The organism is Echinicola pacifica DSM 19836, from assembly GCF_000373245.1.
Taxonomy (GTDB): Bacteria; Bacteroidota; Bacteroidia; order Cytophagales; family Cyclobacteriaceae; genus Echinicola; species Echinicola pacifica.
Genome location: NZ_KB890755.1, coordinates 196,788 through 213,751, shown reverse-complemented (window position 1 = coordinate 213,751; position 16,964 = coordinate 196,788). Strand labels below are relative to the sequence as shown.

Here is a 16,964-nt window from a genome sequence, read left to right as displayed (position 1 = left end):
GTCTCCGCTTTTCTTTTCACCTATAGCCCTGAAGGTAGGATCTGGGGCTTATTCCTGTATATTTTTTGAAGGTGGTCGCAAAATATTGTGAAGATGAAAAACCTAAGGAAAAAGCCACTTCGGTAACGGATTTTTTTTCGATCAATTCCGTCTTTGATTTATCAATTTTCATGCGGTTTATATACTCCTTCGGAGGCATTCCCGCTTTTTCTTTAAACCAGGACTTGAAGTAGGCTTCTGATACATTGATAAGGTCCGCAAGTTCATCCAAATAAATGGTGCGGTGAGTATTTTCCTGAATGAAATGATCTATTTTATTGAGGCGATCAGAAATCGACACCTTTTGCTCCTTGCTGGCGAGTTCCAACGTTTCCAGTAGCAATTGGGTGAAGAGCTGATTGATGGTGATTTCGGAGATGATACTCTGCGGTTTATGGAGGGTACGTTTTATTTTTTCTAAAATAGGCTTCACTAAAAATGTCCCCTTAAAAACGAGAGAGGATTTGGATAATAGCAGGTCCAAAAGATGCTTGGCTTCCCTCTTAGTCATATTACAAAGTTTGCCTAGATCCTCATCAATCGATATCTGCACCCAATAGAGCTCCCCCTTTCCTTCTGGAAAATCCCCCGTGCTATGCGCCGTATTGGGTGGGACAATTACGAATTCATTTCCCTGTAATCGAACCTGCTCGCCCTTTATGATATAATATTGCTGGCCTTTGATGCAAAAGCATATTTCTAAAATATTGCTATGGATATGGTTTTCAAGGTGTGGCTTAGCTTCAATATACCGATAATGCCCAAAGCTGACTCCTCTTTTTATTCCATAGTCCTGAAGGTTGTAAACAGTTCTTTCTTGGGAGCTCATAAGGATAAACTTGAAGTACAAGGATACGATTTTTTATGAGCAAATAAGAACTAGAGAGCATTTAGAACGATAATTCTTCTCCAAAAGAAGGGAGATCGGGTTTCTTCTTGCCATAAATGAGGGGCTCGCAATCTATTCGTTGATTGAGGTTCTCCCATCAGGCAAAGCCGCAGTTATGGTTTAAGTAGGGGAGGTAGAATTGAATTTAATTAGTATCCCCCCCTCAGTACTTATCAGATTAATTTTTAAAATAAATGTGTTTTGGCGAAGGATTTTTTTGGGGTAGCTGTCCAAAGGGGAAAAATAAGGATATGATAAAAATACAATCGTTGATTTCACCGCTGTTGATGGTGGCGGTTTTATGTAGCTCCAATGGCTGCAAGGACGAAAGTTCGCCTGAGGTGGACATGTCAATAGGTACAGTAATGGACGTTGATCCTTCACTTTTCCTGGAGGGCACCACGGTGACGGTGGTACCCTGTACTCTGTCAAACGGAACTGAAACGACCTGCTACCAAATCGTGGCCAGCACCCCTTCTGAGCATGATATGGGGCCTTGGTGTCCTGACAATATCGCAGATGGAGCGGAAGCAGGAGGCATATGGCTGGAGAATGGTCAGGTCTATGACGTGGACGGGGACTTCATCGCCAATATGGCCACCTTTTATAATGACGATGCTTGGCTGATGTATGATGAAAACGGAGATATCTATGTCACCGATAGCGAGGAGGATTGTATCAATGCTGCCAATCCAAATGTAGGGGAGGAATACCGTAATTATTGCGTGGAGTGTATTCCTGATTATATAGAAGGGCTTGAGCGTTCCTGGCTGATCCCTACGAGTCCTGTGAAGTTGACCTCTTCAAGTAGCTTTGCTGGGCCTGGTCCGGGAGGTTTTGGAGGGCCATCTGTAAGAGGTATCGCCTTCAATGGAGTGGAGTTTTCTGGTGCTGCTCCTGTGGACAATATTCTTTCGGCCTATACCTTGGCCCCTTTCGATGATGCTGGCGGCCATATCAATATCCATCAAGGGTATCACTATCATGCTGCCACGGGTCTGTCTGCCGAGGTCCCTCAGGAGGATGGCCATGCTGCCATGATTGGCTATGCCATGGATGGCCATGGGATTTATGGCCAGCTCAATGAGGACGGTAAAGAGCCGGAGGACTTGGACGAATGCAGAGGACACTATGACGAGATTCGAGGCTACCATTACCATGTGGATGCGCCGGGAGCTAATAATTTCATCAACTGCCTTCAAGGTGCTTATATAAACTAATCGACCCTTATGAAAAATATAATAATCCTTCTTTTTAGCCTTATGGCAATAGGCTATAGTCATGCAGTGATGGCTCATGATCCAGATATTTCTTCCCTGGCATTGGTGGAGCAGCCCAATGGGGGCTGGATGATCCAGCTAAACGCCTCCATGACTGCCTTCCAATATGAGGTTAGGCAGGCTTTTGGCGAAGATAGCTATAGCTCTCCTGAGGAATTTAATCAGTTGCTTCTAGACCATCTAAAAGAGAATATCCGCCTTCAGATCAACGGCCATAAAATGGCATTAAAGAATGGAATGGTGAATTTGGGCCATGCCACCACCGTCGCTTTTGACCTGGGCCAGCTGCCAGATGGGGTCGAAGAAATATTTATTGATAATAAGGCTTTTGAAAATATCTACCACAGTCAAGTGATCTTTAGCCTCAACAAGGAGGGGATAGATCAGTCCCGGTTTATACTTAACCAAGCCAATGACTATCAGATGAGCCTGAGCTTGAAAGATAATCAAGTGCTGGAAGCCACCAGCTCCCGAGCCGATCCTTGGAAGCTCATCACTGTCTCGTTGCTTGCCCTTGGCCTTGTGGGTATCTTCTTACGAAAGACCGACTTTCGTCAGCGGATTTTCCCTCATAAAACAGGGAACCAGCTGGAAACACATCCCTATTAATGGAGGCTTCCCCTTTCCTCCTTCCCATTTTGCAACAGATTGGTGATACCCTTTCAGGAAATGCTGAGGATCAGGCAATAAAAAAAACAATCCGGAACAGGGGCCGGGAAGATATCAATTGAGGGACTAATTTTTGGGAGGAGGATAGTGGGATATCAACCTGGGCGGCAGCAGTTTTATGAAGAACGATTTAAGAGCACTTAGTAATATGGTAATTAATAACTAACATCCTCCGTCCCCAGAGTTTTAATTCCTGCTCAGCCTGAATCGAGTCCTTCTCGAAATTAAGGCTGAGCTTATCCTTAAAGGAGCTGAGGTATTTGGTCCACAGAATGTTTTGAGCATCCTTTAGCAGAAAATAGAAGCCGCCGTCCCCGAATTTTTGTCCTGAGGAATCTAAAATCAAGTCCCCCTTTTCTCCCACTCTTGGCTTTAGGATCACCGTGGCATTTCCATTAGGCAGTGGAAAAATGGCTTTTATACAGGTCTCACCGCTGGGGAGGCTGCAGATTTCATAAATACCGGAATATATAATTTGATTATTAAACGCTAGATTTCTGAGCCAGATCGTTCGCTCAATTTTTCCTGAAGCAGGATTTACTAAGGTGATAATTTCGCTCTTTAACCTTTCATAGGTCGAGGTGTTTTTGATAGGAAGATTTAATTGTCTCAAGCGAATACTGAACAACTTCTGGATTATCAATCCACCGATTCGGAAAAAGGGATCCCAATGAACATTGAAAGCTAAACTATAATTGGAGGTGTTTTCATAAAAGTCAATGACTTCCTTCGGTAACCTGTTGAGCTCCTTTGGAGGTAAGTTTAAGTCTGATATCGAATGGATTAGGCCATATTTTGATCTTCCCTTATCGATGATTAGATTCTCAGCTTTAGCTAAAGCACTTATATAATCCATTCCCATTCCCGTGGAATCGCCAAAAGGTCCCATTAACCAAGTAGAATCCCTAGGGCTTAACTTCCTTCCAAATAGGATCACCCATTGTTGGGTTACCCAATCCTGAAAATTTTGTGATGGATTAGCAAGGCCCATCTCAGCTTGGATTAGGAAGGTTGGGGATAATGTTTTTCTGGCCTTTCCAGGAGCCATATTCAGAGATGGGACTGAATCGTAAGGTGGTAAATTCAAAATGAAAGTCCTTACGCTCTCTTTCGCTCATCGCATTTACATGTCTTTTCGGCATAGGGATTACACTATGGCCCTGCACCATATTTATCATTTCGCTAGAAGATTTCCATATCGAAAATGTTGAAACAGTGTTGGGGAGTTTAATGGATGCATTGGCTAATAAAGCTGCTGGATGATCACGCACAAGTTTTTCTACTGGTCGTCCCCAATAGATAAACCGTGGTATGGCTGGGATTTTCATCTTAGCTATCGTGACTGCCACCACTGGAGTGGATGAAAGCTCCTCTGAGTTAATGTTTTCTGGGAGTTTAAGTCCACTTATTTTACCCCATTGTCTCAGGAAAGTCATTCGTATATGCCAACCTGTAGCTATTTTTCTACCCAGCTTATCATTGCTTAAAAAATCGTTGATTGCTGCTTCATTTTCCCACTGTGCAAATATTGCAATTTGCCTAAATAATACCCGGGAGGGCGAAAAAATAGGAGCCCCTAAGGTCATACAGGTCATATATTTCGAATAAACCAAACCCGGGATGCTTTTAGATAGTGGCTTAGAAAGCAGTCCTGCTAAGCCAGAAAAGAAGGATGTCTTTACTAAATGATAAGTGAAAATACTCATTAAGTTTTATTTAATTATAAAATAAGAATGGTGGCTATATTAATTTTCTAAGAATTTCCGGAAAAGCTGTCAAATTGATGCGTTTTTAGTTAAAATCTTAATAATAGTGTCAATGTATTGGAAATTAAGAGTAACAGTCTTTAATATAACTGATTCTTTACAAACTAGGATATAGACCCCTCAGGAAAAGGTTAATAATTATAAACACCTATTCTCCTCATTACCTAAGGTTGGTGGAGACTTATTGAGACGAGAGTCCAAAAGAAATTTTTCAGGTAAATAAAGAATGGTGGTTAAGGTTGATTTACTTATAAGCCGCAAGCACTTAGCCCGAGCTTGGCCAAGTTAGGCTGAATTAAGGCGGCATATTTTTAGGCCATTCTTACGATTTGGGTGTTTAAATGTCAGCTTAATCCTACTCGTGCATCGACGAGGTGGGCCTTCTCTTAAATTTATAGCTCCTTTTCCTTACCCTTTCCAGTAGCTTTATGAATAGAGATTCATAATAATTGACGAAAAATTCATACTTGAAATATTCTGTATTATCTAGTTTTGTAGATAATTAATTTTATAAACCTAAAGTAATATTTATGAAAATTCTATTTAATGCGGCTTTGGCCATTAGTTTAGTTTTTGCGTCTTTTTCATGCCTTAATGCAGATTCAGAGGCCTTGGAATCTTCGGAGGTATATCACGCTGCGGCGAAGTTTTCTGTGGAGAAGGAATATAAGGGCGAGCTACAGATCGTTTTGGGGGATGTAAAGCAGGCTTTCATCACTGATAAGCTAAGCACCAAAAAGCAAATTGAAATGCTAGTCAAAGGCTTTAAGTATGAGTTTAAAGTCGATGGCATCAGAATTCCTATTTTTCCTGAAGGGCATATGTCTAAGCAGCAGCGATTTTTGATGCACTATCTGATGGCAAAGTGCAAGGCCGAGAAGCTGTTGGTTTTTGCCAATCCCGCTAACCATTTGGGTGGCGTCAGGATCGCTAATGGCGATATGAGTAATACTTCCTCTGTAAAAGGTGATTTCGCCAAAAGCGATAAGTTGATACAGGTGGTAAGGGACTTCTCTAAGGAATATAATGTCGATTTTATCTCTCCACTCAATGAGGATAGTGCCCCTGGAGACGCCTGGACGGCTGAGCAGATCAATGATATTTATGCCTCATTATATGGTAAGGTCCAAGGGGCCAAATTGGTGGGTTCTGACGTATGGGGAATCCCTGCTGCCATAAAATACCTGGATCAGACGAATATCGCTGATTATATAGACGTATCCACCACTCATAATCTGGGCTTCAACCATGATAAATGGCCTGAATTCATCGAGAAATCTGGCCATCTTCCTGTTTGGGATTCGGAAGTAAATATGAATAAGAAATATGCCAATCGACTTACCCGAATCGAGGCGGCCATTGAGCGGGGAGTGAATGGTCTCGTGCTCTATAATTCATGGAATATGATCAATTTGGAGACTGGAGAGATTGGTGCCAATGGTATGAAATTTAGAGATTATTACCTGAAATAATCCTAGAATCCTAGACCTAATTATGGCTTCGCCCTTATAGTGGCGGAGCCATAATTATATATTACCCCCCCCCCCTATTTAATACGCCTGTGTGGTCGAAGTGAGGCTGCCTTGACGATTCTAAAGGCAGCTGTGCCAAATAATGAGCAAGATTAATCATCCCTAGCTGGCTTGTGACCAAATATTTTGTATCACTAAATAGTAAAGCTGTGCATTTTTCAGGGTATATTAAGGTAGTTGTTTCCTATCGTATACTTACGATTCCCCAAAACTAGAAACCCTATTATTTTTAAACTACCAAAATCAGAGCGTGCTTATAAAATCAAAGAATATTGGTGTTAAGCCCTGAATAAACAGAATTAATTTTCGTGTATATAGACTTCAACCCTAGTCTGTATTCATTATTTGAAGTAAGGCTTTTAGGAGCCCATAGTCAATTAACCTTAACCTAATAATAACAATTATGATCAAATTTACCCAAAAGGTAGTATTTGTGCTGGTGCTGCTAGTCTATGCAGTCAGCGCAAATGCCCAACAAATTACTGTTACAGGAACAGTAACTGACTCGGAATCGGGGATGACCATCCCCGGTGTGAATATCGTGGAACTATCGACCCGAAACTCCGCCAAAGTGAATGGTACTGCCACGGATATTGATGGCAATTACTCCATCAGTGTGCCTGCTGATGCCAGCCTCAGCTTTAGTTATTTGGGCTTTGCAAGCCAAACAATTCAGGTAAATGGGCAAGCAAAAATCGACCTCGTTCTAAAACCTGATCTTTCTAATCTGGAAGAGGTCGTGGTGGTAGGATATGGTCAGGTGAAGAAGAAAGACCTGACAGGATCCGTCAGTAAGGTGGATGGAAAAGACCTCGAAAACCTCCCCACGGCCCGGATAGACCAGACCTTGCAAGGACGGGCCGCGGGTGTTCAGGTGTCCCAAATCAGTGGTGAACCCGGCTCGGCGCCCACCATTAGGATTCGTGGGGGCAACTCCATTCAGGGGAATAATGAGCCTCTTTGGGTGATCGATGGCGTGATCGTTGGGACGGACTTTAACCTCAGCAACCTGAATTCTAACGATATCCTGTCCATCGATATCCTGAAGGATGCCGTGGCAGTTTCTATCTATGGTACTCGTGGTGCCAACGGGGTGATATTGGTCACCACCAAAAGTGGTAAAGGAACCAAAGGGGGCACCAATGTATCCTTCAACTCCTACTATGGCGTGCAATCCATGGTGACCAAAGTGGACTTCTTGGATGGCCCTCAGCATGCCGATTATGCCAATGAAGATGCCGAATTTAGAAATTCAGCTTTGCCATTTACCGATCTCAATGCAGTGGCCAATGTGGACTGGATCGATCAGGTAAGCCAAAATAGCGCAGTTTATAATGTCGATGTGTCCCTATCGGGAATGTCAGAAAACCAAAAGGTCAATTACTATATATCGGGAAATTATTTTGACCAGGAAGGCTTAATTCGCGAGACTGGTATCAAGAAGTATATCTTCCGCGCCAATATGGACAATGAAATTTCGGACTTGGTGAAGGTAGGTTTTCGAATAAACCTCAGCCGTCTGAAGACTGAGAACAGCAAAATCAACTTTGGAACCCTGTACTTGTCCACCACCCCGACCCGAGGAATATATGATGAGAATGGAGAGTTTACAGCCCTAGATCCCATTACCGATGGGGTGTCTAGAAACTTCGAAGCAGATATCCAAATGCGCCAAAATCACAGTTATACCACCAATATCCTTGGTAATATATACGTGGAGCTGCAGCCTATGGACAACCTGACTTTTAAGACTACCTTCAGCCCTGAAATTAATAATTTCAAACAGAATGTCTTTAACCCCGGGGCCTTACCCAATAACCTGCTGCTCCAAAATGGGGGAGATGCCGCCATCACCAGCACCATGAGGGTCGGCTGGATCAATGAAAATACGGTAAACTATATCCGTGATTTTGATAATGGAAGTCAGCTCTCTGCTCTTGCAGGATTTACTATCCAGAAGTCGGAAGAGGAAGGTGATATTTCCAGAGCCTTTAGGATCTCCAATGACGTCACAGGCTTCAATAATCTGGGCTTTGGCTCAGATCCCACCCGAAATGAAGTGGCGTCTTCCTATGATGCTTTTCAGCTGGTTTCTTGGTTGGCAAGGGTAAATTATTCCTTTCATGATAAGTATTTGTTTACCGTGGTGGGACGGGTGGATGGATCTTCCCGCTTTGCTCCGGAAAATAAATATGCCTTGTTTCCCTCTGGAGCCTTCGCGTGGAAGTTACACGAAGAGCCCTTCATCCAAAACCTAAACCTATTCAGCGACCTAAAGCTGCGAACAAGTTATGGTCTGTCTGGAAGTCAGGCGATTCCTTCTTATCGGACTTTGGCGGTACTGAGCAGTGCCAATACCACCTTCAATGGCATAGAGCAACCGGGAGTAATCCTCGGAAGACCCGAAAATCCTGAGCTTAAGTGGGAGACCACTCAGCAGCTGGATATTGGTTTGGAAATGGGCTTCCTCAATGGTCGCCTTAGCGTGGAATTTGATTTTTATCAGAAAAATACCCGCGACCTACTCCTCAACGCCCAGCTTCCCCGACAAACTGGCTTCGTCAGCAAGCTTCAGAATATAGGAAAGGTCCAGAATAGGGGATTTGAATTTTTGGTAAATAGCACCAATCTCAACAAGGATAAATTCACCTGGTCCACCAGCTTTTCCCTTTCTCATAATAATAATAAAGTCGTGGACTTGGGCGGGGTAGATTTTATAAACTTGGCCACTCCAGCACAGCAGGGAGGCACCGGCGCAAGGCTGATCGTGGGAGAGACGACCCCGGTATTTACAGGAGTGCGCTATCTGGGTACCTGGAAGTCACAGGAGGAAATCGATGAAGCTGGTTTAGGTGGGGATCATGATGTTGGCGGTCCCAGATTTGAAGATACCAATGGAGATAATCAGATCACCGAGGATGACTTTATCGTATTGGGAAGCCCTCAGCCTGACTTTTATTATGGATTTGGCAATAGCATGAGAATGGGAAATTTCACACTGGACTTCTTCTTTCAGGGCACCTATGGCAATGAGGTATTTAATAGCCTTACCCAAACGGCCTTCTTTGGTCGGTCAGAGACCACCAAGTACGCGGAAACCTTAAACCGATGGACTCCCGAAAATCCTACTTCCGACATACCTCGGGCAGGTTCTGTGGCGGCCCTTTCGGAGATATATAATAATTCTGAGATGATCGAAGATGGCTCACATATAAGGCTGAAAAATTTCAGATTTGGCTATAATGTACCTCTCAAAACCGACAAGATTCGTGGCCTATCCGTTTACCTGACCGGCAATAACCTGTTTGTGATTTCTAGTTTTAGACTGAAAGACCCTGAAACTAGTCAGTATGGAAGACAAAGCGATAACCTGTCCATGGGCTTCTCCTCGGGACAATATCCTACTTCCAGAACGGTGGCAATCGGCGCTAAAATTGATTTTTAATTGCTATGTATCAATCAAAAAAATAAGTTCGCCGCCAGCCATCTGGCACGGGGAGCTTATCTCAAAACTATGAAAATCATGAAAAATAAATATAAAATAATTCTAAGTGTCCTGACAGCTTTCAGTCTGCTGATGAGCTGCGATAACTTCCTGGAGGAGGAGCCCCGGGACATTGTTTCTCCTTCCATATTCTTTAATTCCGCGGCTGAATATGAATTGGCTATTGTCGGGATTTATAATATATATAAGGGAAACGCCCTGCATGGGAAGATCGGATTGGACCGATATTATGAAAATGGTGCGGATGTGATCGGCCCCAACAGGGTGTTTGACCAGGTGGAGCCCATCCAGAATTATACGCTGAGTGAGAGTAATATCAGTGCCCTGTCTCAGGGAGGTGGTGCCCCCCAGACTTGGCAGGACTTATATGCCATCATACTCAATGCCAATACCCTATTGGATAATCTTGATGGAACCACCGTCTTGAATGATTCAGAGCGGGATTATGCGCTGGGGCAGGCCTTGTTTTTGAGAGCTTATGCCTATTATCACCTGACCAACCTCTGGGGAAATGTGCCTTATTATCGGGAGCTGATTCCTATTGCAGAAATCCAGTCGCTACCACGGACGGATGTGACCCTGATCCGAAATGAAATCCTTCAAGACTTGCAGACCGCACAGGATATCCTCGCCTCCCAATATTCTGGTACCAATCTTGGCAAGGCCAGTAAGTGGACTGCCGCCACGGTGATGGTGAAGATTTACCTCACTCAGCAGCGTTGGCAGGAAGCGAGAGATAAGGCTGTGGAGATCCTGCAGCAATCGCCACATGGCTTATTGGATGATTATGCAGCTATATTTGACCTGAACAATGAATATAATGAGGAAAATATCTGGGAGATTGACTTTGTGAAAGACGTACGTTCCTCGGATTGGGTGGATCACTTTACCCCGCGGATCAGAGATGAGCCTAAAGATCCCACCAAGCAAAACGAGCTAAGTGCGGCCCTTGGTGCGCAGCAGGAGGGTTTTACCGGCTATGGTCTAGCCATTCCCATTCCTGGATATGTCAATGACTTCCCGCTCAATGACTTAAGGAGAGCTTCTAATGTGCTGACCAATTACCTTGGTTTTGAACTCAACTTTCCCTATATGCCTAAGATGTGGAACCTTGATCAGATCAATTCTCCTCGAGGAAATCACGGGGATAACAAAATCATCTTTCGAATGGCAGATGTGTACCTCATGGCTGCGGAGGCCGAAAATGAATTAAATGGCCCCACCACCAGCGCTTATGAGTATATCAATGCCGTGCGAAAGCGCGCCTATGAACCCGATCAGGATTTGGCGGGCCTTACTAAGGATGAGCTGAGACAGGCCATTTATGACGAACGCAGATGGGAGCTTGGTGGAGAAGGACACCGAAGAATGGACCTTATTCGCTGGGGAATATTGGAGGAAGTAGTGAAATCCACCCAGTACCGGGTGTTTAACCCTGCGGCGAATATCAAGCCTTACCATATATTACTGCCTATTCCCACCGAGGAATTTGTCCTAAACCCCGCACTGTTGGAATCTGACCCTACCAATAATGGGTACCGCTAATGGCGGTAGCGCAGCTCCAATAGCCTTTTTGTCTTGCAAAATAGGAGGATTCTGAAAGCTGCGCGTATAATTCATCGATTATTATATAAGCAGCACCCTTCATGGGTGCTGCTTTTTTCGTCCTGGCCCATTTGGGTAGGCTAAGCTCAGCTAATGATTTGATTTTATTAGTATTTAGGTAGATTTCTGAATGGAGATATTGCTTAAGTCCTTGGGGTATAGTTAGATGTAAATATTGTTTTAGCGCGAGATGGTTTTGGGTTAAGGACGATTTAATGAACAAAGGTTTTTAATTCTAAAAAGTAAAAATTATACAAGTAGCAATACAGGGGAAGAAGAGCAATGACGTTAAATAATCAAATTAATGTTTTTCATTTAATTAATAGATGGCTTGCTGATTCACTTTTATGTTGCCTAAGTTTTCTTAGAATGTCAAATGGTAAACCTATTATCCTTTTGGTAATTTCATTTTTGCCATAGATTTCACTGTATATCTTCCTTGAGGATAATGTTTGCGTTTTTTGAGGATTCAAAATTGTAATTATTTGAGGAAAATACATTAAAAATAGTGTTTTAAGCCAGTTGCTCTAAATTAAATACTAAAAAAAAGTAAAAAACACCTAAAATAATCATCCCAATAAAAATGCAGTTTATACAAGTGTTTGAATTTTGATCCTATCAAAAGTACTTTTTATAATATCTAAATTGTTGATCTATGTATTAATGTGATTCGTCATTGCATTTTATAGTTTTGTTTACCTATTGGCTGGCGAAATATATTTCTGTACATAAGATTTTTTTGTTAAAATTGCCATACGAATGGGGAGTACACCAAGCTGCCCAGCCTACACCCATAGATTATAATTATATAGTAAGAGCCGAAGTTTTATGGACCAAAAAAACTCCATGAGGAGGTCCTATGGCGAAGCTATGTCTTTTCTGAAATAGGCAGGGATTAAAACATGAAATTAATTAAACCATTAAAGTTTTATAAATTAATTAGTATAATATGATGAAATTTTTACTCGATCATGCTAAGCAGTTATGGGTATTAAAGAATCAGATGAGGATAAACCACAGTATTCTCCAATTCTTGATCCCAATCGCTTTATTTTCTAGTGCAAATAATGCCCTTGGTCAGGGATCAGTGGTTTTTTCTGTCAATGACTTTACAGAAGAAGCTTACCAGCTGCATGGATATAATGCGCGGCTAGATAAATACGGTTTAGTTAACCTTATAAAACCTTCTAATACGGGATTATATCAAAGAGGATTTCATTATGAGAATTTTTATCATGATGGCTATCTCTATGGAATAATAAAGCAGGAATCGAAGGTGGTTTTAGGGAGATTTGATGGTAAAACCTATGAGCTTATTGGTGATTTGATGAATAACCAAACTATTATGGACCTTCATTTCACATTATATAAGAACAAAATTTATTTTATTCGAACCATATCGAACAGCTATGGCTATACTCAGCTTGTAGAGTATGATCCTAGCACTAATCAAACCATCAACGTTTCGGGAGAAGCAGGCTTATCTGATTTGAATAGCTCTTCACTTGTCGTTTATGATGATGGGACGGGTGAAAAATTATATTTTGGAGCTAGAAGCAGCTCCTCTCAGAAAACAGCTTTATACTCCTTTGATGGGCAGACGACCCGGAAAATTGATAATTTTAATTTCAGTACTCCTGAAGAATTTATAGTTTTTAATGACATCTTATATGTGGCTGCATCTCCCCTAAATACCAATGGGGATGACCGGCTGGTAGCCTATGATGGAGAATCCTCCTGGCAGGTTTTCGAATCAAACCCAGGGAACTCTTCAGGAAAGGACGATATTATTGGAGATTTCACCATTTTCGATAATAAGCTATTCTGGTCCGCTTATCACTATGACCTTGCTTATGGAGGTATCAATAAAAAAGTCAAACTCTTTTCTATGGATACCGATGAGAATGTGACTTTTGAGCATGTTCCTAACCCGGATTATACAGGTGGGCCTATTTTGATGACGGTGGTCAATGGTGAATTATTCTATTCCAGCCCACATACTTCAAATATTGCATATGATGTCTATAAATACATTAACTCGACCTCAGCGGAATTAATATCTGATAATAAAGTCAGGATAAATGGCATGGTAAATTATGATGATGGACTATTTTATTTCCCAAACAATCCTCATTATATCAAAAAAGATGGAAGTGGCTCTTATATAAATAAGGAAATTGAAGGGGCCTCTCCCAGGTTTCAAAGTAATTCGCAGCAACCAGTTGTTTTTGAGGGCCAGATTTCACCCCTATTTTATTTGAAAGAGCGTGAAGTGACGGTCATTGGTCGGGCTACGGAAATTAGTCCACAAATAGAATTACACGATATTGATTCCTATAGCATGGGCAGTGTCAAAGTGAAAATCACCTCTGGGCTGGATCCTGCGGATAAATTGACAATCGTCTCTCAATATGGTATTACCAGTAATTATGATGCCGACCTTGGCGAACTTAGCCTGAATGTAAATAGCAGCCATACCACCGCACAGGTGCAGGATGTTCTTCGGTCTGTCCGGATGGAAGGCACCAAAGAAGGCCTACGAACGCTCTTATTTATGGGTACGGATGCTGAAGGAAATGAAAGCTATCTGGATAATGAATATGCTAAATTATCAGCTAATGTTTTGGTGGGTAATTTTAGTTTGTTAACCTTCCCTAGCCAGCCCTCCGGCATGGGAGAAAGCACTTTTGCTGGCCCCTTCCTAGGTTCATTTATAGAGGAAGATGAGATTCTGAAATCCGTCAAATTCAAAGTTACCGATGATGATACTATGACCCCTTTTGAAAGCTTGTCTTTAGCCTATAAGGAAGATCAATATGGGTTGTTTTATTATGATGGCGAAATAGGTGTTTCAATGTCAATAGATTGGGAATCATCTAGTTATGATATGACCCCTGCCACCCTTGCTTTTAAGTCTAATGATTCCTTTAATTTCATAAGCTTTGATCTCAGGGGAATTGACCTATTCAATGGGCTCGATTTTAGGGTTTCTGGAAAATATGAAGGCGTCGAAAAATTTTATTTTAATATAGACGAAGCTAGTAATTTTGCTGGCGAAATAATAGTTCCCAATCAATATGTAGAAGTAGAGGTGGATGAGATAAGGATCAGCTATTCTGGTGGTATGGGCATGGGAATGACTGAGTCCTATTCAGTCGATAATATTCTCTTCAGGACTCTTTCCAGCTATGATTTTGATGGGACCCTTACCGAGGGAAGTAGCATTAGCGAACCGGTAGATTTACCCAGCACCCTAAATGAAGTGGGAGATCACAAAGGGATATTTGACTTTATCCTGACCGATGGTGGTGGCACTGATGGTTTATCCATGGACGTTTCGAACATTTCATTTGAGGTATCTGGCACGGCTGCTGATTCCACGCGGGCGAAGCTCACGTATCTCCTTAATGGTCCCGATGTGACGGATGCAGATGGAGAATATGATGCAGATACTGAAAAACTAACCTTTTCTAATCTCAGCATCTCCATTGCAAATGGTGGAAATGAGCACTATACACTCTCCGCCTATTTTAATGATAATACCTTCTTGGAGGAGGGGAATACCATCATACTGAACTTGGATGGCGCCTCAGGGATCACCGTATCAGAAGAAGGAACTCATATGCAAGCGGGCAGTCCACTTAGCAATGGAACAGGATCGGTGATTACCGTGAAGGCTACAGGATGGGAATTCACGACTCAGCCGGTAGGATCAGTTTCTGGCAAGGCCCTGACGACACAGCCTATAATTGCGGCTATGGATGACTTTGGCAATATCGACCGTGATTTTGCCGCAGCAGTAGAGCTCACCGAAGCAAGCGCAGGGACTTTGACGAATGCAACTGTGGAAGCGGTAAATGGCCAGGCGATATTCACCAATTTGACCTATACCGCCACGGCGGATAAGCAGAGCTTTATATTGACGGCGACTACTGATGAGCCTGATTTCCCTGCTATCCAATCCAAAGCCCTGATCGCTGATGTGCTGGCGACCAAATTGATATTTACCACCGAACCTAGCCCTCTAAAGATATATGGAGAAACGGCAGTGAAATTCAGCAGCGTTCCAGTGGTTGCCGCGGTGGATGACCAGGAGCTGGTGGATGTAGATTATACTACCAATTTCTTACTTAACGAATCAGGAAGTGGTAAAAGCATCCTGACTTCCGATGGTGACCTGGATGAATCAGAAAATTCGGTCACGCTAAAGCCTGTTCATGGACAGGTTAAATTTGAAAATTTGACCCTCAATTACCAGTTTAAAGAAGGGTTTGATGAGGACTTCCAGTTGTTTGTAAGTTCTGGAACCCTTCCACTTACAAAGAGTACGAGCATAAATGCCACCCGTGATATGGCAGAGGTGGTCAAAGTAGAGGTTCCTGAGTCAAAAACCTATGGAATAGGCGATGAGTTGATCATCAAGATTACTTTTGACGACCCGGTTTCGGTGAAAGTTGATAATCTCCCTATTATTAGATTGACCGTGGGGTCTCAGACCAAAATAGCCACCTACCAATCAGGGGCAAATTCCACCACCTTGACATTTAAATATATCGTGCAAGAAGGAGATATGGGCCCGGGGGGAATTACCATCTTAGGCTATGAGCCGGGAAGTATTTATCAGGTTAAAAATAATAACCCAGCCAATGCGGCTCTTACTAATATAGGAGAGACTAAAAACATCCACGTGGACGGAATAGCCCCGGCAGACTTTCTTGTGCATTTTCAAGGAGGAGCCATTCTCAATGAGAATGTAGCCAATGGCACCATTAGTCTTGAGGATGCTGAAATGGGCAGCACCATGCATTATTCCTTCAAGAGTACCGCAATGACAGACTCCATTTATTCCTCACTTACCGTAACATCTATTTACCAGCAGGTCAATGGCCTGGACTTACGATCGATTCCAGATGGAGCGGTGGAGCTCTTGGTGTGGCTGGAAGATGCTGGCGGAAACACAGGAAAGGGGAAACGTCTAAGCCTGAATAAGAAAACCAATACCCCACCACAAATCAGCAAGCTATCCCTTACTGGAGATTTGGTGATTGGGGAAAGCCTGACGGCCAAATATGATTTTGCCGATGGTGAAAAGGATGATGAGAACGGAACAGTCTATGAATGGTATCGCGCCAAAACTGCGAATGGTACGGATAGGACAAAGATAGATGGAGCATTCCTAAAGGTATATACCTTAAAAGAAGCTGATAGAGGATATTTTATCCAAGTGGAAGTGAAGCCGGGTGATGGCCAAGTCTATGGTGAAAAAGTGATATCTGAATATATTGGAGCGATCAAGGCTTCCCAGACCATCACTTTTGAGCCGATCGCGGAGAGGACATATGGAGGTAATACCTTTGTTTTGGGTGCCAAATACACCGATCAAAATAAGGAGATTAGCTATTCTGCAAGTCATCCAGGCTTGGTGAACATTACTGGAAATAGTGCCGAAATAATAGGAGCAGGGGAACTTATCATCACTGCCACCCAGGCAGGGGATGCGCAGACCCTGGCTGCCGATGCTAAAACTCAAAAACTAATCATCCAAAAAGCCCCCCTGAATATATCGGTAAACAGCGATAAAAAAGTCTATGGAGCGCAGGATCCGAATTTTAGCGTTGCGTATAGCGGTTTCGTAGGGGAGGATACTGCTGAGGATTTAAGTGGTGTATTGAATATTAG

The 16,964-nt window shown here is 42.7% G+C and carries 9 protein-coding genes; 6 read left to right on the top strand and 3 right to left on the bottom strand.

Annotated features, from left to right (window positions below; translation table 11 throughout):
* Nucleotides 1-16 precede the first annotated feature (16 nt).
* The gene (locus B050_RS0116650; RefSeq protein WP_018475083.1) at nucleotides 17-868 is read right to left on the bottom strand and encodes an AraC family transcriptional regulator; all 852 of its coding nucleotides are present in this window, start codon (nucleotides 866-868) and stop codon (nucleotides 17-19) included.
* 311 nt (nucleotides 869-1,179) lie between these two features.
* On the opposite strand from B050_RS0116650, the gene B050_RS0116645 reads away from it, so the two are divergent.
* Together B050_RS0116645 and B050_RS22980 are read left to right on the top strand one after the other, a co-directional pair.
* Nucleotides 1,180-2,148: a YHYH protein gene (locus B050_RS0116645; protein ID WP_026235968.1), complete on the top strand. Its 969-nt coding sequence runs from the start codon at nucleotides 1,180-1,182 to the stop codon at nucleotides 2,146-2,148.
* A 9-nt stretch (nucleotides 2,149-2,157) separates the two neighbouring features.
* Nucleotides 2,158-2,817 (top strand): hypothetical protein, encoded by a 660-nt coding sequence (locus B050_RS22980; RefSeq protein ID WP_157492858.1) that lies wholly within the window; start codon nucleotides 2,158-2,160, stop codon nucleotides 2,815-2,817.
* Between the two features lie 190 nt (nucleotides 2,818-3,007).
* Here B050_RS22980 and B050_RS0116630 read toward each other — a convergent pair whose 3' ends face one another.
* Entirely contained in the window at nucleotides 3,008-3,868 is an 861-nt protein-coding gene (locus B050_RS0116630) for a hypothetical protein (protein ID WP_018475079.1), read from the bottom strand.
* 1 nt (nucleotide 3,869) lies between these two features.
* Nucleotides 3,870-4,583, bottom strand: coding sequence for a hypothetical protein (locus tag B050_RS0116625; RefSeq protein WP_018475078.1), 714 nt, complete (start codon nucleotides 4,581-4,583; stop codon nucleotides 3,870-3,872).
* A 590-nt stretch (nucleotides 4,584-5,173) separates the two neighbouring features.
* On the opposite strand from B050_RS0116625, the gene B050_RS0116620 reads away from it, so the two are divergent.
* The 4 genes from B050_RS0116620 to B050_RS23580 all read left to right on the top strand — a co-directional run.
* A complete protein-coding gene (locus B050_RS0116620) occupies nucleotides 5,174-6,115 on the top strand; it encodes a hypothetical protein (RefSeq protein ID WP_018475077.1) in 942 nt (313 codons plus the stop codon).
* A 463-nt stretch (nucleotides 6,116-6,578) separates the two neighbouring features.
* Nucleotides 6,579-9,620: a SusC/RagA family TonB-linked outer membrane protein gene (locus B050_RS0116615; protein ID WP_018475076.1), complete on the top strand. Its 3,042-nt coding sequence runs from the start codon at nucleotides 6,579-6,581 to the stop codon at nucleotides 9,618-9,620.
* A gap of 78 nt (nucleotides 9,621-9,698) precedes the next feature.
* Nucleotides 9,699-11,225 (top strand): RagB/SusD family nutrient uptake outer membrane protein, encoded by a 1,527-nt coding sequence (locus tag B050_RS0116610; RefSeq protein WP_026235967.1) that lies wholly within the window; start codon nucleotides 9,699-9,701, stop codon nucleotides 11,223-11,225.
* Between the two features lie 1,009 nt (nucleotides 11,226-12,234).
* The coding region (locus B050_RS23580; protein WP_044202787.1) for an MBG domain-containing protein at nucleotides 12,235-16,964 on the top strand (4,730 nt) is incomplete at its 3' end.